Source organism: Vibrio fluminensis (genome assembly GCF_015278125.1).
GTDB lineage: Bacteria > Pseudomonadota > Gammaproteobacteria > Enterobacterales > Vibrionaceae > Vibrio > Vibrio fluminensis.
In genome coordinates this window covers 1-19,359 of the sequence record NZ_JADILO010000043.1, presented here as the reverse complement: position 1 = coordinate 19,359, position 19,359 = coordinate 1, and the positions used below count along the sequence as shown (strand labels likewise).

At 44.2% G+C, this 19,359-nt stretch carries 17 protein-coding genes and 1 tRNA gene; 10 read left to right on the top strand and 8 right to left on the bottom strand.

What is annotated here, in order from left to right; genetic code table 11:
- Positions 1–129 precede the first annotated feature (129 nt).
- Positions 130–864, bottom strand: a complete 735-nt coding sequence (locus IRQ95_RS20375; RefSeq protein ID WP_194439378.1) for a GntR family transcriptional regulator — start codon at positions 862–864, stop codon at positions 130–132.
- Positions 865–1,095: 231 nt separating this feature from the next.
- Here IRQ95_RS20375 and IRQ95_RS20370 point away from each other — a divergent pair, with 231 nt between their 5' ends.
- Both IRQ95_RS20370 and IRQ95_RS20365 read left to right on the top strand, forming a co-directional pair.
- Positions 1,096–2,682, top strand: coding sequence for a PTS transporter subunit EIIC (locus IRQ95_RS20370; RefSeq protein ID WP_194439377.1), 1,587 nt, complete (start codon positions 1,096–1,098; stop codon positions 2,680–2,682).
- A 67-nt stretch (positions 2,683–2,749) separates the two neighbouring features.
- Positions 2,750–4,075 (top strand): 6-phospho-alpha-glucosidase, encoded by a 1,326-nt coding sequence (locus tag IRQ95_RS20365; RefSeq protein WP_194439375.1) that lies wholly within the window; start codon positions 2,750–2,752, stop codon positions 4,073–4,075.
- 136 nt (positions 4,076–4,211) lie between these two features.
- On the opposite strand, the gene IRQ95_RS20360 is transcribed toward IRQ95_RS20365, so the two are convergent.
- Positions 4,212–4,898 carry a S1 family serine peptidase gene (locus tag IRQ95_RS20360; RefSeq protein ID WP_194439373.1) on the bottom strand — a complete coding sequence of 229 codons (687 nt, stop codon included), beginning with the start codon at positions 4,896–4,898 and terminating at the stop codon, positions 4,212–4,214.
- Positions 4,899–5,202: 304 nt separating this feature from the next.
- Between IRQ95_RS20360 and IRQ95_RS20355 the strand changes: the two genes are divergently transcribed.
- Complete coding sequence (locus IRQ95_RS20355) at positions 5,203–6,135, top strand: Gfo/Idh/MocA family protein (protein ID WP_194439371.1); 933 nt, start codon at positions 5,203–5,205, stop codon at positions 6,133–6,135.
- Between the two features lie 78 nt (positions 6,136–6,213).
- Here the strand turns inward: IRQ95_RS20355 and IRQ95_RS20350 are convergent, their stop codons facing one another.
- From IRQ95_RS20350 to IRQ95_RS20335, 4 genes are all read right to left on the bottom strand, one after another.
- Complete coding sequence (locus tag IRQ95_RS20350; RefSeq protein WP_194439369.1) at positions 6,214–7,365, bottom strand: M20 aminoacylase family protein; 1,152 nt, start codon at positions 7,363–7,365, stop codon at positions 6,214–6,216.
- Positions 7,366–7,423: 58 nt separating this feature from the next.
- Positions 7,424–8,389, bottom strand: a complete 966-nt coding sequence (locus IRQ95_RS20345; protein ID WP_194439367.1) for a DMT family transporter — start codon at positions 8,387–8,389, stop codon at positions 7,424–7,426.
- A 108-nt stretch (positions 8,390–8,497) separates the two neighbouring features.
- Positions 8,498–9,331, bottom strand: a complete 834-nt coding sequence (locus IRQ95_RS20340) for a maleate cis-trans isomerase family protein (RefSeq protein WP_194439365.1) — start codon at positions 9,329–9,331, stop codon at positions 8,498–8,500.
- Between the two features lie 52 nt (positions 9,332–9,383).
- Positions 9,384–10,550 carry a M24 family metallopeptidase gene (locus IRQ95_RS20335; protein WP_194439363.1) on the bottom strand — a complete coding sequence of 389 codons (1,167 nt, stop codon included), beginning with the start codon at positions 10,548–10,550 and terminating at the stop codon, positions 9,384–9,386.
- Between the two features lie 335 nt (positions 10,551–10,885).
- Here IRQ95_RS20335 and IRQ95_RS20330 point away from each other — a divergent pair, with 335 nt between their 5' ends.
- The 3 genes from IRQ95_RS20330 to dpaL all read left to right on the top strand — a co-directional run bounded on the left by IRQ95_RS20330 (position 10,886) and on the right by dpaL (position 13,193).
- Entirely contained in the window at positions 10,886–11,560 is a 675-nt protein-coding gene (locus tag IRQ95_RS20330; protein WP_194439361.1) for a helix-turn-helix transcriptional regulator, read from the top strand.
- A 15-nt stretch (positions 11,561–11,575) separates the two neighbouring features.
- Complete coding sequence (locus IRQ95_RS20325; RefSeq protein ID WP_075652298.1) at positions 11,576–11,959, top strand: RidA family protein; 384 nt, start codon at positions 11,576–11,578, stop codon at positions 11,957–11,959.
- Positions 11,960–12,023: 64 nt separating this feature from the next.
- The gene (gene dpaL / locus IRQ95_RS20320) at positions 12,024–13,193 is read left to right on the top strand and encodes a diaminopropionate ammonia-lyase (protein ID WP_194439359.1); all 1,170 of its coding nucleotides are present in this window, start codon (positions 12,024–12,026) and stop codon (positions 13,191–13,193) included.
- Positions 13,194–13,297: 104 nt separating this feature from the next.
- On the opposite strand, the gene IRQ95_RS20315 is transcribed toward dpaL, so the two are convergent.
- Positions 13,298–13,738, bottom strand: a complete 441-nt coding sequence (locus IRQ95_RS20315; protein WP_194439357.1) for a MarR family winged helix-turn-helix transcriptional regulator — start codon at positions 13,736–13,738, stop codon at positions 13,298–13,300.
- A gap of 467 nt (positions 13,739–14,205) precedes the next feature.
- On the opposite strand from IRQ95_RS20315, the gene IRQ95_RS20310 reads away from it, so the two are divergent.
- From IRQ95_RS20310 to IRQ95_RS20300, 3 genes are all read left to right on the top strand, one after another.
- Positions 14,206–15,438 carry a dicarboxylate/amino acid:cation symporter gene (locus tag IRQ95_RS20310; RefSeq protein WP_194439355.1) on the top strand — a complete coding sequence of 411 codons (1,233 nt, stop codon included), beginning with the start codon at positions 14,206–14,208 and terminating at the stop codon, positions 15,436–15,438.
- A 22-nt stretch (positions 15,439–15,460) separates the two neighbouring features.
- The gene (metC, locus tag IRQ95_RS20305; RefSeq protein ID WP_194439353.1) at positions 15,461–16,651 is read left to right on the top strand and encodes a cystathionine beta-lyase; all 1,191 of its coding nucleotides are present in this window, start codon (positions 15,461–15,463) and stop codon (positions 16,649–16,651) included.
- A 181-nt stretch (positions 16,652–16,832) separates the two neighbouring features.
- Entirely contained in the window at positions 16,833–17,957 is a 1,125-nt protein-coding gene (locus IRQ95_RS20300; protein WP_194439351.1) for a GGDEF domain-containing protein, read from the top strand.
- A 484-nt stretch (positions 17,958–18,441) separates the two neighbouring features.
- Here the strand turns inward: IRQ95_RS20300 and IRQ95_RS20295 are convergent.
- A tRNA-Leu gene (locus IRQ95_RS20295) sits at positions 18,442–18,526 on the bottom strand.
- 190 nt (positions 18,527–18,716) lie between these two features.
- Here IRQ95_RS20295 and IRQ95_RS20290 point away from each other — a divergent pair.
- Positions 18,717–19,193, top strand: coding sequence for an RDD family protein (locus IRQ95_RS20290; protein WP_194439350.1), 477 nt, complete (start codon positions 18,717–18,719; stop codon positions 19,191–19,193).
- Positions 19,194–19,359: the final 166 nt, after the last annotated feature.

Below are 19,359 nucleotides of genomic sequence, written 5' to 3'. Positions count from 1 at the left end.
CATCATTTGCTAATGATTACGTTGTTATTAAAAATAACTTGGATATTTAATACTTTTAAAAAATATCTGAACGCTATTGAAATAAATAGTTAAAGCACTAATTAATAGTGCTTTAAATAAAGATATTGGTTATCTTGTGGCGTCTAAGGTAAACGTATAGTGTTCTTGATTATAATAGATATCGGAAGCTTCGAAAGCTTGTCCCGTTTCTAGGCGCGCAATACTGTGAGCACACAATACGGGCTCATCTCGTTTTAGCCCCAGTAATGTGCGGACTTCTTCTGATGGTAACTCGGCACGAATTCGTTTTTGGCTGCCGCCTACCTTTTGCCCTTTCTCAGCAAGATAGCTGTACTTTGAACTATTGAGGTGGTGCGCCTCTAAATCGGCAAACATCGGCTCGGCGAGCATGTAAGAAGATTCAAATACAAAAGGGATCTCTCCAACCAAGCGTAAGCGTTTCATATACCAAACCAAACTACCGGGCTCTAGACCTAATTCTTGAATGATATGAGTCGGCGCTTCAACCTTCTCAAGGTGCAGAAGCTTATTGCTAATGGGAGAGTTAAGCGAAGTTGCAACTTCACTTGAAGTTAAGTGTTGATCAAGTGGCAAAGCCATCTTTAGCTCTTGTGTTGGCTGACAAATAAATGTGCCGCGGCCACGCTGCCTTTCAACCACGCCTTGACGGACTAAATAGTCAACCGCTTTGCGCGCTGTCATTCGCGAAACTTGATATTGCTCAGCGAGCAAGGTTTCCGAAGGAATTGAATCCCCTGGATGCAAAATTCCTTGTTCAATCTGCTGAGTGAGAATGCGCTCGATTTGTAGATAGATAGGAACATGAGATTCTTTGTCTATCATGCGTTACCCCTTGTTTGAAGACGGCTTATCCTATCTTGCAGCACTTGAATACACAACTATACAACCCTTATTAATGAGAATGTTAATTAAAACCAAATCATTTCGTGATTAAAACCACATGTAAATGGTTAGTGATTAATCTCACACAAAAAGTATAGTTGTATAGACAACTATACTTAAACATCATTTAATCCCTCCATAACAAAAATGATGATATGGAGATATCACTCGATGAAACACTTAGGTTCTAAGCTACAAGACCTAGGAAAAGCGTTGATGATGCCGATTTCGGTTATCGCCGCCGCGGGTATTTTCCTTGGTTTAGCCGCCGCCCTACAAAACCCAAATATCACTGGACAATCATTCAACCAACTTGAAGCTGTTCAGTTGGTGCTTGGGTTTATTCGCAAGGTTGCCGGATCTCTATTTGGTAACCTACCACTCTTCTTTGCTGTGGCCGCTGCTATCGGTTTAGCAAAACAAGAGAAACCAACTGCTGCATTTGCGGCAATTATTGGTTTTATCTCAATGCACGTAGGGGTGAACTACTCCCTACTCGCTCAGGGATTAACACCAGAAACTACATCGGTTGCTTACCTTGTCTCACAAGGCATGGATAAGACAGCTGCGATGATGTTTGCCGCTGAATTTGGTAACACGCTAGGTATTTTTTCTTACCACATGAGCGTACTAGGCGGTGTAATTGCCGGTCTAGTGACTGTTGCGCTACACAACCGTTTTTACACCATTGTGCTACCCACTGCGATTAACTTCTTCGGTGGTCGCCGCTTTGTACCGATCATTACCGTCGTTGTTCTACCGCTTATTGGTGTTGCAATGTCGCTGATTTGGCCAACCATTGGCGCGGCTATCGCAAAAATTGGTGAGTTCATTGGTCAAGCAGGCAGTTTTGGTACTTTCCTATTTGCCTTCGCTGAGCGTCTACTGATCCCAACAGGTTTACACCACATTCTAAATGAAACGGTACGCTTTACGCCTATCGGTGGTATTGCCAACGTAGACGGCGAAAGTGTAGTCGGCGCCCTAAGCATCTTTAACTATGCCCTAACTCACCCTGGCAGCATCGACAACGAAATTGTTAAAGAAGCCACTCGCTTCCTAGCTCAAGGTAAGATCCCTGTGATGATGTTTGCTCTTCCAGGTGCAGCTCTTGCTATGTATCACTGCGCTCGCGATGAGCATAAGACTCGCGTAAAGGCGTTGGTGATTGCGGGTGCTCTCGCTTCCTTCACAACGGGCATTACCGAGCCATTAGAGTTCAGCTTTATCTTTGTCAGCCCGCTGCTGTTTATTTTCCACGCCATTATGACAGGTCTATCTTTCGCCCTAATGAATATCTTTGGCGTAATGATTGGTAACGTTCAAGGTGGTGTGATTGACCTATTTGTATTCGGTGTACTGGGTGGCGCAGAAACTCAATGGTGGTTTGCAGTACTCGTTGGCGCTTGCTACTTCCCTATTTACTACTTCGTTTTCCGTATGGTGATCAATCGCTTCAATGTGGCAACACCGGGTCGTGAAAAAGAAGATACAGCAACTGAAGTCGTCGGTAATGCATCAGAGCAGGCAACGCGAATCATCGAGGGTTTAGGTGGTTCAAGCAACATCCAGCTGGTTGATAACTGCTTCACTCGTCTACGCGTAAAAGTGAACGATATCAGCAAAGTTAAAGACGAATTTCTTAAAACAACTGGCGCCTCAGGCGTTAAGCGAGCAAGCGATGTAGATGTACAAGTTATCTACGGTCCGCAAGTAGAAAGCATCGCTAACGATGTGAAAAAAGCGCTCGCAATCTAATCCATTTTAATTATCGCCCCTGCGTGATAGGGGCAATTTCCCAGATTTAATTTAAGGTAGAAGTAAGATGAAAAAAGCATTCAATATTGTCCTTGTCGGTGGCGGTTCAACTTGGACTCCTGGTCTATTAAAAGCACTATGTAAGCGTAAAGATACCTTCCCATTAAACCGTTTAGTGATGTTTGATGTGAACTCTGAGCGCCAAGAAACTATCGGTGAATACGCTAAGCTACTTTTCTCTGAAGATTACCCAGAACTGGATTTTGAATACACGACTGATGTAAACGTCGCGTACAAAGATGTCGACTTCGTACTTTGCCAAATGCGTACTGGCGGCTACGAAATGCGTGAAAAAGACGAAAAGATCCCACTATCTTTAGGCATTATCGGCCAAGAAACTTGTGGTCCTGGTGGTTTTGCTTACGGTATGCGCTCTATTGGCGATATGATCCAGATGGTTGAAGATGTGCGTGAACGCTCACCTCAAGCTTGGATCTTAAACTACACCAACCCTGCAGCTATCGTAGCTGACGCATTGAAAAAGCGCTTCCCACAAGATGATCGCATTCTCAACATCTGTGACCAACCAGTGAACTTACTTCGCTCTTACGGTCGCCTGCTTAACGTGGACCCAAATGAGTTTGATCCTGTGTACTTCGGGCTAAACCACTTTGGTTGGTTCACGCATCTATACAACCAACAAGGTGAAGATCTTGCGCCAAAACTGAAAGCCTACATCGCAGAGAATGGTTTTATTCCTGTGGATGCAGAACAGCGCGATCAATCTTGGTTAGATACTTACGCTGCAGTAGCAGACATGCTACGTGACTTCCCTGATTATCTGCCAAACACGTACCTACAGTACTACCTATACCCAGAGTACAAGCTATCTAAACTGGATCCTGAATTCACCCGTGCTAACGAAGTCATGAACGGTCGTGAAAAGCGTGTATTTGACGAGTGTCGTCAGGCGGTTATCGATGGTACAACCAAGAACTCAAGCGTGGTTCACAACGATGCGCACGGTGATATGATCGTTGAAGTAGCTGAATCGATCGCCTTTAACCAAAAGCGTAAGTTTGTGGTGATCCTTGAGAACAACGGCCTAGTAGCAAACCTAGACAACGATGTGATGGTTGAGGTGACTGCAGAGCTTGGTATCAATGGTCCTCGCCCATACGGTGTAGGTAAGATCCCAACATTCTACAAAGGCATGATCGAAAACCAATTCGCTTACGAACGTCTAACAGTTGAAGCTTGGTTTGAAGGCTCATACACCAAAGCACTGCAAGCACTTACGCTAAACCGTACGGTTGGTGATGCGAAAAAAGCACGCAAAGTACTCGATGCTCTAATTGAAGCGAACAAAGGTTACTGGCCAGAACTTGCATAAGTAACGACCATGACTCAATGCGTTAACTCCCCCCTATAGTTGGCGTATTTAACTGCTCCGAATACCCAAATGCGCGATGCGCGTTTGGGTATTTTCTATCAGCTTAGCTGCTATCATTCTCCGTTCGGGAAAGTAACTAAAATGGAATATTCCGCTGTTGAATTTTCTGTCTCATCTCCTCAACGTCCAGCAAGAATGCCGAAGAGAGCAATGGCTTATTGTCGTCATCAAGTTGAGGATTACGGGCATAATACTCATCGAGTTCAGCGACTATCCAATCTCTTGTAAATAGAAGTGGAACAAAAAGAGAGATTCGCTCAGTTTCAATCGTTGTACCATCAAGCAACTGCACTTCATGCACTTTCGCTGAAATAATCCCAACCAGTTCCGAGTTAGCATTATATACCCCGCCACCACTCATTCCTGACTGAACAGGCGCATCTGCGATACTCGCCGGGCATTGTTCAAACAACTCATGCTCTGGCAAATAAACATCTCGATAATAAACCCCTTCTCCCGTAATGGTGCTTCCCGACATATCTTTCCCAACCGTGGTGACCGCTTGATAAGAGTAAATAATGCCTAAGGTTGGTAAAGGGTGGGCGCTGTTGTCTTGCTCAATCAGAGCTAAATCACAATGAGGGTGATAAGCAATCACTTTGCTGTAATCAATTTCGGCAACATGCTTAGCAGTTAAGCTAACCTGTGATGTTAATGGCACACTGGTACCATGACCGCCAATCACAAACGGAATACCAATGGGTAGGTAATTCACGTGGGGTACATCGTTGTCTGCAAGTTCAAGCTTACCATTCGAACTCACGCACCCCTGTGTAGTGAGCAAAATAAGAGGAAAAATTAAGGTGATAGCTTTCATCATTAAAGAGATCTAGATCACGGTACATACTAAAACCCTAGTTAATGATTTCTTTATCAACAAGGAAGCAACGACATTTAAACTACGCCGATTGCGCATTGAATGGACTATCGTGATGAATTTTACCAACAAAAATTTTGCCAACCGCTGGATAAATCGTGACTTATTTGTGACTCGTTCGAGGGTTATCATCCGCTGGAACATGCATGATTTAGTGCAACTTATTATCCCCCCAGTTAGAGGCACTAAAATGAGAGTCGCTTTAATCGGATTAGGTGATATCGCCACCAAAGCGTATCTACCAGTAATGAGCCAGATTCAAGATCTTGAATTGATTCTTTGCACGCGCAATGAACAAGTACTGACCACTCTTGCCAATCAGTATCGGATTAGCACTTTTGTTACTGATTATAAAAAGCTGCTCGAGTTAAACGTTGATGCCGTCATGATTCACTCAGCAACCTCCACCCATTTTGAAATAGCATCCTTTTTCTTAAACCATGGTGTTGCTACCTTTGTTGATAAACCATTGGCAGACAACTATCAGCATGTCGAAATGCTGTACGAATTGGCAGAAAGAAAAGCCGTTCCTCTCTATATCGGCTTTAATCGCCGTCATATTCCACTGTATAACCAACACTTGCCCACACTGCAGCAAGGCAACCTCGATAATATTCTCAGTGTTCGCTGGGAAAAAAATCGTTATCAATTACCAGGTGAACTGAATACTTTCATTTTTGATGACTTTATTCATCCATTAGACAGCATCAATGTCTGCGCAAAAGCCAGTCTCGAAGAGGCTTACGTCACAATGCAGCGGAAAGGAAATCAACTGGCCCGGCTGGATATTCAATGGCAGCACGGTGAAACCATGCTTCATGCTTCAATGAACCGCCAATTCGGCACCACCAGCGAACGACTGCAAGTGTGCCTCGCGAATCAAACCTACGAATTTGATTCTTTTGTCACTGGAACTGTATTGGCCGAAGATAGGGAATTAAAACTGGCGCAAAAAGATTGGACCCCGATGTTAATGGGCAAAGGATTCCATGCGATGGTCACCGACTGGTTAGCAGTCGTCAGAGCCAATAAACTCGACAGCCAAATCATCGCACGTAACTTAGCTAGCCATAAACTGGCTGAGTTGCTCTATCAGAAAATCAAACTTCAAATGACAGTGTAAAATGTCAAAAGCCCTAAGAGGACTCTTAGGGCTTTGTTTTCTAGCTAAGTATATGACAAACCAACCAATAACGTTTAATTAGTTCGCCAATTGCTGTTCAGCTAATGTCTTCCAGAAACCAATACCATCTTTAATGATGTTATCGTTGAAATCGTAGTGAGGCTTATGCAATGCAGTACCACCGCACTCACCGACACCATTACCCACAAGAATATAGCAACCTTTCGCTTCACGAAGCATAAATGAGAAGTCCTCACTAATCGTAAATGGCTGACATGCCCCATTAACACGCTCTGCACCAACCACTTTAGTCGCTGCTTCTACCGCATAAGCGGCTTCATCAGGTGTATTGATCGTAGATAAGAAACTGTTGTTGAACTTGTACGTATAGTCCACACCCGCAGACATACATTGACCAGCAACGATTCGCTCAATCGCCTTTTCAATCTTATGTAACGCCACATCGGTAAAACTGCGTGTATCACCCGAAATGGTCACTTTAGTTGGAATTACGTTAACGGTACCGTTCGTCGCGAACTCAGTAACCGAGATAACTGCAGTTTCATCAATCGCACTCAAGTTACGAGATACAATAGTTTGCATCGCGGTAACAATTTGCGCGCCCACTACGATTGGGTCTGTTCCCATATGAGGCATAGCCGCATGACCACCTGTCGCAATTACCTCAATTTCAAAGCTGCTCTCGCTCGCCATGATAGAGTGTGGACGAGTGACGAAATGGCCAGCTTCAATGCCTGGTAAGTTGTGCATTGCGTACACAGCATCGATATTCCAACGAGTAAATAAACCGTCAGCAATCATTGCTTTCGCGCCAGTACCGCGTTCTTCATCTGGTTGGAAAATAAAGTAAACCGTACCGTCAAAATTACCATTGGTCGCCAGCTCATGAGCTGCACCCAGTAACATCGCGGTGTGACCATCGTGACCACAAGCATGCATCGCACCTTCATTTACAGATGCGTAGCAAAATGTATTTTCTTCTTGAATATGCAGTGCGTCCATATCCGCACGCAGACCAATCGAACGATCGCTTGTACCACGCTTTAGAATACCAACGACACCCGTGCCACCGATACCGCGGTGAACTTCGATACCAAACTCTTCAAGCTTAGTGGCAACAAATTCGGCTGTTTGGTGTTCTTCCGTACCAAATTCAGGATGTTGATGAATGTGATGACGCCATTCAATGGCTTTAAGTTCGATAGACATATTACTTTTCTCGAAAATGTAGCTAACCCCTACAGGGGTTAGCTAATGATGTTACAAATTATGCTTCTTTAGTTTTAAGAGCGACTTTTGACTCTTTTTCTTCTGACTTTTTGCCAAACTTCATGAATAGCATCATTGATACGATTACTACCGCAATTGCTAGAAGTCGCATAGGTGTTACTGACTCACCTAGCGCGAATACTGCTAGTACAAATGATGATAAAGGCATTAGGTTTAGTGCCATACCTGTACCGTCAACACCAACACGCTCCATTGCGTAGATGTAGATTAGGTAGCTGATACCGGAAATGCCGACACCTAGAATAACAATACATAAGATACGTAGCGGTGAGCTAAACACATTCAATGCTGAACTAAAGTCTGCGCCCGTGGTCATTAGGAATAGACCAAAACCGATAGATGCAAAGATAAATTGGTGGAACATTGTTGCAACAGAACCGTACTTCTCAGCTAGTTTTGCACGAGCATATGCAGTACAAGAGAAGCTCGCCGCACTGCCTAGGCAGATCAAGTGGCCAATGTTAAAACCGTTAGTTTCCGAGTTTGGATCCATAACTAGGATTGCTACACCTGCGAACGCACCTAAAGCTGATACCATTTGCAATGTCGTGAAGCGTGCATTGTGACGGAAGAAACCTACTGTCAAAATTAGAATTGGAATCAAACCTTGAATAACACCATTTTCTGATGCGGTAATGTATTCCAGAGAAAGGAAAGACAAGTAGCTAAATGAACCCTGACCAATAATGCCACACGCTGCAGCCCAAAATACGTCATGGCGATTTTCCCACGTCAATTTGAAATCTGCTTTTTTCTCCATTTTGCCAGTCGCTAGACCAACATTAAAGATCACACCTAGAGTAATAAACGCCACAGTATAACGTAACCATACCAACACTTGCGCATCCATTACTTCAAGGATTGGAGTACCAACAATCCAAGGAATACCCCAAAGTAAACCGATAAAGATAGCTGCTACCCAGCCCATTGTTGTACGACTCATAATATTTTCCTTAAAATTTCTGCTTTTTTAATCGAGCGTGGCCGAGACTCATACATTTGTATAAGCCTTGAACACACTCGATAGTGACTTGTGCTTGTTAAGCGCGGTTTATTCCGTTAATGCTGCAGAGTTGCTTGCTGTTGAAGCCTCTACATGTGGGTATGGCGACTCTTCCATATTGAGGAGACGTCCATAACCAGGGCAAGATGCAATTCGACCTGTTAGGTGCATTGCATGCCAGAACATAGCGGAGTTACTGCAGATCACTGGAATTCCAAAGCGATCTTCAATTTCTTGGATATGGTCAAGTACGCGTAGGTTGGTGCAAGACATAAATACTGCATCCACTTCTGCATTCGGCAGAAGCTTCTCCAATGCGTCTAGCATCGATTCTTTAGATACTTTTGTGATATCCGTGTCTTTCTGAATACCTAGAGATCCCAACACTGGTACTTCGAAGCCAGCATTAGTCAATTGTTGGTATAACGGTAGATTCACTTCCGTTGGATAAGGTGAAAAAACTGCAATTCGGCGGGCGCCTAGATGACGAAATGCCGCTTGTGCTGCTGTCCATGGGTTCGTTGCTGGGATGTCATTGCGATGCTGAGTAAGTAGATTCGCCACCTTCTCTTCACCAATAATGATAGATGCAGATGTACAACCAAATGCCATCACATCCATATCTAACCCATAAGCAATTAGATCTGACGCATCAACAATTCCTGTAGCAATACGATCCAAGGCTTCAGGCGTCATTTCACTACTGTAATAAACACGTGAGCTAAATACCGCAGCTTGTGTACCAAGCAGTTTTGCCCAGTCCATTTCTAGTGAATGGTCAGTACTAAGTTGCACCAAACCAATATGGCAGCGATCAATACGTGGTGCTAGCGTATATTCTAGCGGGATCTCAAAGGACTTAAATTCTTCAACAGTATTCATAATTCGTTCTATCTTTCAGAGTTTATAATTTGTTATTTTTATAGTTCGAGGATTAATCGATGATGATCAGTTCTGGCTCAGCACGCTCTGATAGCCACTCTGCACCATTTTCTGTAATCACAATGTTTTCCTCGTGCACCATTGATTTGCCTGGAGCGTAAACCATGCCTGGCTCCAGCGTCATAACCATACCTGGTACTAGAACGGTATTGTCTGTTGCCGTGTTTGAAGGACGCTCTGTTAGCTCCATACCTAGACCGTGGCCTAGACGACCTACGTCATTACCTAAAGCGCCATTTGCCTCTAATACTTTCCACATTGCGTTGTAAATATCTGTGGTGGTCGCGCCTGGTTTCGCAGCTTCAAAACCAGCGGTAGTGGCCTCATAAGTCGCACGGTATGCGGCTTTAGTTTGCTCGCTCGCATGACCAAATGCCCAGTTACGGTCAAAATCAGAGAAGTAACCATCACGTACAGCACCGGTATCAATGATCAACACATCACCTTCTTCAATCACGCGATCGGTAGGCCCCATAATGATGCTGTCGTAACCGTCAGGGCCCGAACCGGCAATGATGTACGGACATTCATCAGCACCTTCTAGCAGCATATCAATGCGGAACTGCTTACAAATTTCGCGCTCAGTCATACCTGCACGTGCATATTCAGGTACGCGTTTGAAGCCTACATTGGTAATACGACAGATTTCACGAGTCTTCTCGATTTCAGCTTGAGACTTAATTTGGCGAAGACCGTGCATCGCAAGAGAGCAGTCAACGAAGTCTTTTTTCACTAGCGTTGTCAGTTTTAGGTAGTTGTTAGTTGGCATACGTAGATGCGATTCGATACCTAGAGTTGCACCAACACGACCGTGGCGACAAGGAAGGCTATTTAATGCGCTTGCAACTAGGCTGATGCCGTCATCTTCAGGACGTGGTGATGGCCAAGTGATAATAGTGTCAATCCAAGTGCCCGCCATACCACTTGCGCCAATTTCAGGAATGATTGCGATTGGTTTGCCTTCTGCAGGAACAATTAAGAACCAAGGACGAGTTGGACTGTGCCAAAACTGAGTGTGGAAGCCAGTAAAGTAACGAACGTTTGGTTCAGTAGTGAACAACATCGCATCCAACTTCATCTCATGCATGATTTTCTGAGCACGCTGAGTACGCATTTCAAATTCAGATTGTTCAAAACCGCGCATTAAGTAGTTTTGCATAGTGACCTCTATCTAAAAATTAATTGGAGAGAAAACTGTCTCTCTAAAGTTCAATAATGTTTACGTTATGGGATGCAGTATTAACCTTTTTACAGTTAAAAAATGTGACCCAACCCTTAAAGTTAACTATCGTGCACTAAGGGTGGTTTTATTTGCCTAAAAGTGTGCTCAAGATCTACATTTGGTAAACTATAGTTAACTTTGATATTGTAATCATTAAAGACTAATGCTTTTATAGTTACATAAAGTTAATTCGTAGCTTCGGCGTTAGTTGATTTTTTCAACTAAAAATCGGAGAATGGATTGAAGTAAAGTTAACTGAAGTGTCCTGAAGAATGAATGCAGCCAAATACCAATCTTTTAATGTAGAGTTCACAGAAAGTGACAGAGAGCGTTTGCAATCTTACTTTCGCTTAGCTGATACGATTGCCGATTTTATTGGCCCACATTGTGAGGTGGTTATTCACTCATTCGACAGTTTCGATAAGTCAGTGGTGAAGATCGTTAACGGTCATCACACAGGCCGTGAAGTCGGCTCACCAATTACCGATATGGGGTTGAAAATGCTTGGTGTATTTGAAAGCACTGGCGAGGTCACTCCAAAAAGTTACTTTACGACTAGCAAAGATGGCTCCCTGTTAAAATCAACTACTTGTGTTTTAGCCGGTGATGACAATAAGCCAATTGGCTTGTTCTGTATCAATATGAATCTTTCGCATCCATTTCCAGAAATCATCAAAACTCTAATGCCAGATACCGCCTTGGTTGGTATGCATGAGAACTTTGGCTCTTCACCGACAGAAGTGATAGAGCACGCTCTCGAACATGCCATCAAAGACGTTGAACGAGATTCAACGATTAACTTGAAGGGTAAAAACAAAGCTATTACCAAGATCTTACTTGATAACGGCATTTTTGAACTGAAAGAGGCGACTGCATTTGTCTCTGAACGTCTTGGCATTACACGTCACGCGATTTACAAATACATTCGTGAATACAAATCGGAATAATGGAATAAAGAACAGATGAAAACTCAAATCCATACAGAATCAGCTCCAGCAGCAATTGGTCCATACTCACAAGCTCTAGCATTTAAAGAGTTAGTATTTACTTCTGGTCAACTGCCTCTAGACCCAGAGACGATGGCATTTCCTGAAGGCGGCATTAAAGAGCAGGCTCGTCAATCACTCGCGAACCTAAAAGCCATTCTTGAACAAAGTGGCGCAGGTATCGATACCGTCCTAAAGACAACTTGCTTCTTAGCTGATATGGAAGACTTCGTTGCATTCAATGAAGTGTACACAGAAGTATTTGGTACAGACTGCGCACCTTCACGTTCTTGCATTCAGGCAGGTCGCCTGCCAAAAGATGCACTCGTTGAAGTAGAAGCGATCGCTTACATCAAATAATGATGCTCAGGGCGATTGCTATCGCATCGCCCTTCCTCCACGCAATTTAATTTAAGTAGCTGCCATGTTGAAACTATCTCTGAACTCAAATTACAACGGTGAAACTAGCCCTTTATTTACCCATCAAGCCGCTAAGCAAACGCGTGCTTTCCACCAACAAATCGACGGTTACCAACCGACGCCACTAGTTTCACTACCGACATTAGCTCAACATCTAGGTGTTAAAGCTATTCTGGTTAAAGACGAATCAAAACGTTTTGGTCTCAACGCGTTTAAAGTTCTTGGCGGCTCTTACGCACTAGGTCGCCTACTCGCCGATCACCTCAATATGGATATCAGCGAAATCGACTTAAAAACAGTATCAGAAAAACTGCCAAAACCTCTCGTGTTCACTACCGCTACCGCTGGCAACCATGGTACGGGTGTCGCATGGGCAGCTCGTGAAATGGGACAAAAAGCAGTGGTATACATGCCAAAAGGTTCACCTCAAGCAAGCGTTGATCGAATCCGTGGCTTAGGTGCCGAGTGTATTGTTACTGACGTGAATTACGATGATACCGTGCGTCTAGCAAGCCAAACAGCAGATGAAAATGGCTGGACGCTGGTTCAAGATACGGCATGGGAAGGCTATGAAACTATCCCAACTTGGATTTCACAAGGCTACATTACAATGGCCGATGAAGCACTTGAACAAGCGCAAGCTGACAATATGACGCCGACACACGTTATGCTTCAGGCTGGCGTGGGCGCTATGGCTGGTGGTGTTCTAGGTTACTTTGCTGATGCACTGGGTGCTGACAATTTCAAAGCGATCATCGGCGAACCAAGCGCCGCTGACTGTATTTTCCGTTCAGCCGATGCTGGCGAAATGACACCAGTAACAGGCGACTTAACGTCTATCATGGCAGGTCTTGCTTGCGGTGAACCAAACCCTGTTACTTGGCCAATCCTACGCGACTGCTCTGACGCTTGTGTATCAGCTGATGACAGCATTGCCGCGCTAGGTATGCGTATTCTAGGTAACCCTTTAAAAGGCGACCAAGCAGTAATCAGTGGCGAATCTGGCGCAATCACAATGGGTATTCTGTACCGACTAATGACCACAGATGAAGGCAAAGCGTTTGCTGAGCAGTTGGGACTGGGTTCTGAGTCGACTGTGATGATCTTTAGCACTGAAGGCGACACAAACCCAACACGTTACCGTGATATCGTGTGGAACGGCGCTCACTGCTAATTTGCCCTACCTCTCGATAGCTTAAAGACAAAAGCCACAGTTCAATGAACTGTGGCTTTTTGCTTAAAAACAAACGTTAGGTGTTGTTCGCCATAAATTGACGACTAAAGTTTAAAAATCGTCTTAATGATCTCATTGGCTTTACGCAGATCTTCATCGGTGACATTGCATAATCTATCTTGATAACGAGAGTAAGCAACTAAGTCTTTTTCTCTATGGTGGTCATAGACGACTAAGCCTTTTTCGGTCAAAACCAATCTCTGTTTGCGCTTATCGTTAGGATGCTCAGTGCGATCAATCAAGCCAAGTTCAGCCAGTTTATTTAGCGTCTGAGAAATCGCGCCTTTCGTTCTATAAGTTACGGCAACAATATCCGAAGCGGTAACAATGTCATGTCTGCCAATGTAATCAACAATATGTACTTCATGAACCAGCAAGTTGTCTTCCGTTCCATATGGTCGACTGACTTTGCCATACGCTGAGATTTTGTCTGCAACAATGTTGAGCGTATCCATTAAATGGCTGATTTCTTCCAGGTCCTTCATCAACTCTCACTTTTTTATTAATTTTCAGTAATATAAGTCCATACTTGAGTAACTTCAAGATAGTGAATTGAGTCTATCTCGAGTAAACAATTCCATATTACACAAGCACTGCCATTGCTAAGACCTAAAATCACACTGTTCAAGGTATCTCTTTTGCGCAGGCAATGTATAGCTTTTCTCCACCAGCGACAATCCCCAATGCCAACAGAAGTCCATCTGTCTTTCTCACAGCTTCGATGACGTAAATTCATTCAATGTTAAAAACCATCGCCTGATATTTGAGCAAAGTTAATGCTCATAATTAAAGCTGTGAACGGTCAAATGTTAGCCCGATCACGCTTTACTGGTTTATTTAGAGTTCTATCACTAATTGAATATTGAGGCTTTGCTCATTTAGTTTAGCGGTTATACCATTTTAGTGTAGTCACTAAACCATTTTAGTCTTATAACAAAATGAGTAAAAAATTATGTGGAAAAAATTAGAACCCTACCGCTCGTCAATCGTACTGCTACTCGCCCTTGTTGCGGGTGCGACGCTTGGTATCGTATCTCCTGAACTTGCGCTAAAAGTTAAGCCTATCGGGCAAATTTTCTTAAACCTTTTATTTATGATCATCGTGCCTCTAGTGGGCATTAGCGTAATGTCATCCATTGCTGAAATGACTGACCTTAAGAAACTTGGCAAACTGCTTGGCCTAGTACTGATTGTTTCAATCACTATGGCTGCAATTCCAGCTCTAGGCATCATCGGCATCGCATCTATCTTCGATCCTGCACAAGGCGTTGTTATTGACCTGAACGAGAAGTTCACCGGCGGCCAAGGTGGCATGGACTTCGTAAGCATGTTCACAACTAACGACTTTGTGGGTCTGCTATCTAAATCAAACATCCTTGCGCTGATCATCATGTCTGTGCTTGGCGGTATCGCGATTGGTCAAGCAGGTGAACGTGGCAAAGTGATTGCTGAGCTACTAAAGAGCGCAAACGAAGTTGTAATGAACATCGTTGGTCTGATCATGAAAGGTGCGCCTCTAGGTCTTGGTGCATTCTTCGCAGCAACAATGGCTGAGCAAGACACTCAACTACTAAGCACATTTGCTAGCGCATCTATCCTATTCTTCGTAACTGCAGCGATTTACTTCGTGATTGGTTCGGTTGTGTACTCATACATCGGCGGTGGCGTAAAAGGCGTTAAAGCTTTCTGGAAAAACGCGGCTGAGCCTTCAATCACTGCACTAGGTACTTGTTCTTCACTAGGTACGCTACCGGTAACGATTCGCGCTGCGAAAAACATGGGTATCAAAGAAGAGATCGCTGATATCTGTCTACCGCTGCTGGTTAACCTAAACAAAGGTGGCGTAGCGATGATTGCTGCACTGAAGATTGTCTTCATCTACGCAGTACTAGGCATGCCTTTCACATTCGACGTATTCGTAACCACTATGATCATCGCTGTTCTATCAGCAATCATCGTAGGCGGTGTACCGGGTGGTGCTTTCCTAGGTGAGATCTTCATCGTAACCACACTAGGTCTGCCTCTAGAAGTTATCCCAATGCTAGTAGTAATCGGCACCATCACTGATGCACCAGCAACACTACTAAACGTGATTCACGACCTAAACGCGACGCAAATCGTCGAGCGTTTCATGGGCAAGAAAGAAGCACAAACACAACAAAACACAGAACAGCAGTTAGCATAATAAATACAAAGAGAGTTATCTTATGACTAGTAAAAACATGGAAACCAAATTAGTAACCGCAGGTCGTAAACCACGCTTTCTGCAAGGTTCAGTAAACCCAGTTATTCAACGTGCATCGTCTCTAGTATTTGAAAGTGTGCAACAGAAGAAACACGCAACAGCAAACCGCGCGAAAGGCGAACTGTTTTATGGTCGTCGCGGTACTCTAACTCACTTTGCTCTGCAAGATGCAATGTGTGAGCTAGAAGGTGGCGCGGGTTGTTACCTATACCCATGTGGGGCGGCTGCTGTTTCTAACTCGATTCTAGCCTTCGTTGAGTCTGGCGACCACGTTCTAATGACTGGTGCAGCTTACGAGCCAACCCAAGATTTTTGTAACATCGTACTGAAAGACATGGGCATTTCGACCACTTACTATGATCCAAGTGTGGGTGAAAATATTGCTGAACTTGTGCAAGACAATACCAAAGTGGTTTTCCTCGAGTCACCAAGCTCAGTCACAATGGAAGTGCAAGACATCCCTGGGATTGTTAAAGCAATTCGCGCTATCAATGAAGAGATCATCATCATGATCGATAACACTTGGGCGGCGGGTATCCTATTCCCTGCACTTGAGTACGGCATCGATATCTCTATCCAAGCGGGTACTAAGTACATCATTGGTCACTCTGACGCTATGCTAGGTACTGCAGTAAGTAACGAACGTTGCTGGGATCGCCTAAGAGAGCGCTCTTACCTAATGGGTCAAATGGTTGATGCCGATACCGCTTACGTTGCCTCTCGCGGTCTACGTACTATGGGTATTCGTCTTGCTCAACACGAGAAAGCAAGTATCGAAGTTGCTCGTTGGCTAGCGGATCGCCCAGAAGTAGCAGTGGTTAACCACCCAGCACTACCAAGCTGTAAAGGCCATGAATTCTATGTACGTGACTTCAAAGGCTGTAACGGTCTATTTAGCTTCGTACTCAACAAGAAGCTATCACAAGAAGAGCTAGAGCTTTACTTAGATAACTTTAAGCACTTCTCTATGGCTTACTCATGGGGTGGTTTCGAGTCACTGATCCTAGCTAACCAACCTGAAGAGCTTAATGCGATTCGCCCTGCGAACCCAGTAGACTTCGAAGGTACATTGATTCGTATCCACGTTGGTCTAGAAAACGTGGGTGACCTAATCGAAGATCTAGAAGCGGGCTTTGACCGCATCTACAAATAATCATCTCGATTAACGCTAAAGCCTCGACTCTGTCGGGGCTTTTTTCTGTTTTATCCCCCGCAAACACACATTAGCACTCACTACTTTAGCTGAAGATCAAATACACAAAGCAAAAGCCTTTTTATTTATTACAGCGTTCTGTAACATCAAACCCAAATCGTTCTAGTCTCTGTATTACTTTATGCCTCAACACGAAATCGTCGTTTTTCCTTGGAATGCTAACTTTGAAACGGGCATTCAAAGCATCGATGAACAGCACAAAATACTATTTCGCTTGGTGAATAAACTCGCCAATACCTTAGTACATGAAAATCGTATTGAAGTTGCAGAAGTATTCGACGAGCTTGCCGCCTATACGGTGTATCACTTCGAAGAAGAAGAGCGAGTTTGGGCGGAGTACTTCCAGCAAGATGACTGGGCGAATCTGCATGTCAAAACCCATCAGTCCTTTTTGCCGGACATCAACCTAATTAAACAGAATGCGGAGAGCACCAGTTGGCAAGAAACCATTGAGAGCATCCTGCAATTTCTTATTCGTTGGCTAGCGCTGCATATTCTTGATGATGACAAAAAAATGAGTTTAGTGGTTGATGAACTGCGTAACGACTACTCATTGGAACAAGCCAAAGAGCGAGCTCAGCTCAAAATGAAAGGCTCTGTCGGTGTCTTAATTGACACCGTTTTAAATATGTATGAAGAGCTCTCTTCCCACGCGATTGAGCTTATTCGAGAGAAACATCGCCGCATCAAAGCAGAAAAAGATCTGCTTGCCTTAAATCATCAATTACAAAAGCTTTCGATTACCGATGAACTTTCTGGTTTATACAATCGCCGCCACTTTATGTTGATGATCGAAAATGAACTGCAGCAGGCCAAGTTGCAGCAATCAATGTTGAGTTTTATCTCGATCGATTTAGACCACTTTAAAAAGCTCAATGACTCGTTTGGTCATCTTAAAGGAGATGAGGCAATTGCCAAGGTTGGACAAAGCTTAAACGCAATCTTTAGACAAAGTGAAGATCTGGTTTTTCGTATGGGTGGCGAAGAGTTTCTGGTTGTCAGCCGTAACGCAGCAGTCGACAAAAGTTTAAAGCTAGCAGAGCAAGCTCGCCTAGCCATACAGCAACTGACGATTTTCGATCAATCTCGGCAACAACAAGTTCAACTCTCCTGCTCTATCGGTGTTTTCTACCATACTCCGCGACCAGAAGATGATTTCCTCTACTATCTGGATAGAGTCGACAAAGCGCTCTATCAAGCAAAGAAGAATGGACGCAATACGGTCGTCAACGCTACAACCAATTAGATGAAAGGTCGCATTAGCGGCCTTTTCTATTTATAGCTCTGGGTTCGACACGCCACGCCGGATTTAAAATTCACAAACCTTAGATACAACAAAGCCCCGACTTTCGTCGAGGCTTTGTCATTTAAATATGGTACCGGTAGGCGACTTGGCTGGGCAGGCACACCTGACGCCACGCAGGATATTGAATGTCACTAATTTTCAAATGCCCAAAACGACGAAAGGCCGCTATAAAGCGACCTTTTTAATATGGTACCTGTGGTGGACTGACCGGGGTCGCGTTCGACACGCCACGCTGGATTTTAAATTCACAAACCTCAGATACAACAAAGCCCCGACTTTCGTCGAGGCTTTACCATTTAAATATGGTACCGGTAGGCGACTTGACTGGGCAGGCACACCTGACGCCACGCCGGGTACTGAATTGCACTAATTTTCAAATGCCAAAAACGACGAAAGGCCGCTATAAAAGCGACCTTTCTGAATATGGTACCGGTAGGCGGACTTGAACCGCCACGCCCGAAGGCAACGGATTTTGAATCCGTCGTGTATACCAATTTCACCATACCGGCATCTTAAGGCTATCGCCTCTTGATGTTTGGCATTATACGTAACAACGCGGTTCGTGCAAGTGCAAAAGACTGAAACCACTATCGTTTGCTGATTATTTCGCCATAAAACATTAACCTGTGCGCAAGCTCTCTTTTCACATAAGATGTGAAACATTATCCTGACGCCTATTTTCCAAATTGAGTGACTAGTATGAGTACCCAACAGCCACTTCCACCAGCGGGCTTAATGCGCCGCCTCGGTGCCCTGTTTTATGACAGCCTAATTATTATTGCGATTGAAATGATGGCTGCCGGTATCGTGATCGCCGTTTTGCATGCACTGATGGCAATGAACCTTATCAATATCGCACCGTATGTTGATGTGAGCGATTTACTCACCAACCACCCAGTTTGGAGCCCGGTGTACACTTTCTACTTAGCCGCCGTCTGGGTTTACTTCTTTGTCTTCTTCTGGACTCGTGCAGGACAAACACTGGGCATGCGCGCATGGAAAATTCAAGTACGTAACCTACAAGGTGGTCGCATCACAGTCACGCAAGCACTTATACGCTTAGCAACCTCTGGCTTTGGTTTGGCTAACTTTACCGTGCCACTCGATCCCCAAAAACGTGGCTTCCACGATATTTGGGCAAAAACACAAGTCGTGGTACTGCCTAAAGCGCAGTAATGACCCACTCTAGAACGAAAAAAGGAAGGCATGATGCCCTGTCTCTTGATCACAAGTCTTGTTGCTCAAGAGACTTAGCGAGTTCATACCCTTCAAGGATGGTTTGTAACCTAAACCATCCTTGCCATAAGGTTTTTATAGAAGCACGACCTGTCCGCTTGGTATC

What these genes read in the sequence shown, in the direction of transcription:
- IRQ95_RS20370 (WP_194439377.1), top strand. Translation starts at nt 1,096, where the DNA reads ATGAAACACTTAGGTTCTAAGCTACAAGACCTAGGAAAAGCGTTGATG.
- IRQ95_RS20325 (WP_075652298.1), top strand. Translation starts at nt 11,576, where the DNA reads ATGAAAACTCAAATCCATACAGAATCAGCTCCAGCAGCAATTGGTCCA.
- metC (WP_194439353.1), top strand. Translation starts at nt 15,461, where the DNA reads ATGACTAGTAAAAACATGGAAACCAAATTAGTAACCGCAGGTCGTAAA.
- IRQ95_RS20365 (WP_194439375.1), top strand. Translation starts at nt 2,750, where the DNA reads ATGAAAAAAGCATTCAATATTGTCCTTGTCGGTGGCGGTTCAACTTGG.
- IRQ95_RS20315 (WP_194439357.1), bottom strand. Translation starts at nt 13,738, where the DNA reads ATGAAGGACCTGGAAGAAATCAGCCATTTAATGGATACGCTCAACATT.
- IRQ95_RS20290 (WP_194439350.1), top strand. Translation starts at nt 18,717, where the DNA reads ATGAGTACCCAACAGCCACTTCCACCAGCGGGCTTAATGCGCCGCCTC.
- dpaL (WP_194439359.1), top strand. Translation starts at nt 12,024, where the DNA reads ATGTTGAAACTATCTCTGAACTCAAATTACAACGGTGAAACTAGCCCT.
- IRQ95_RS20350 (WP_194439369.1), bottom strand. Translation starts at nt 7,365, where the DNA reads ATGTCTATCGAACTTAAAGCCATTGAATGGCGTCATCACATTCATCAA.
- IRQ95_RS20345 (WP_194439367.1), bottom strand. Translation starts at nt 8,389, where the DNA reads ATGAGTCGTACAACAATGGGCTGGGTAGCAGCTATCTTTATCGGTTTA.
- IRQ95_RS20355 (WP_194439371.1), top strand. Translation starts at nt 5,203, where the DNA reads ATGAGAGTCGCTTTAATCGGATTAGGTGATATCGCCACCAAAGCGTAT.
- IRQ95_RS20335 (WP_194439363.1), bottom strand. Translation starts at nt 10,550, where the DNA reads ATGCAAAACTACTTAATGCGCGGTTTTGAACAATCTGAATTTGAAATG.
- IRQ95_RS20340 (WP_194439365.1), bottom strand. Translation starts at nt 9,331, where the DNA reads ATGAATACTGTTGAAGAATTTAAGTCCTTTGAGATCCCGCTAGAATAT.
- IRQ95_RS20375 (WP_194439378.1), bottom strand. Translation starts at nt 864, where the DNA reads ATGATAGACAAAGAATCTCATGTTCCTATCTATCTACAAATCGAGCGC.
- IRQ95_RS20300 (WP_194439351.1), top strand. Translation starts at nt 16,833, where the DNA reads ATGCCTCAACACGAAATCGTCGTTTTTCCTTGGAATGCTAACTTTGAA.
- IRQ95_RS20310 (WP_194439355.1), top strand. Translation starts at nt 14,206, where the DNA reads ATGTGGAAAAAATTAGAACCCTACCGCTCGTCAATCGTACTGCTACTC.
- IRQ95_RS20330 (WP_194439361.1), top strand. Translation starts at nt 10,886, where the DNA reads ATGAATGCAGCCAAATACCAATCTTTTAATGTAGAGTTCACAGAAAGT.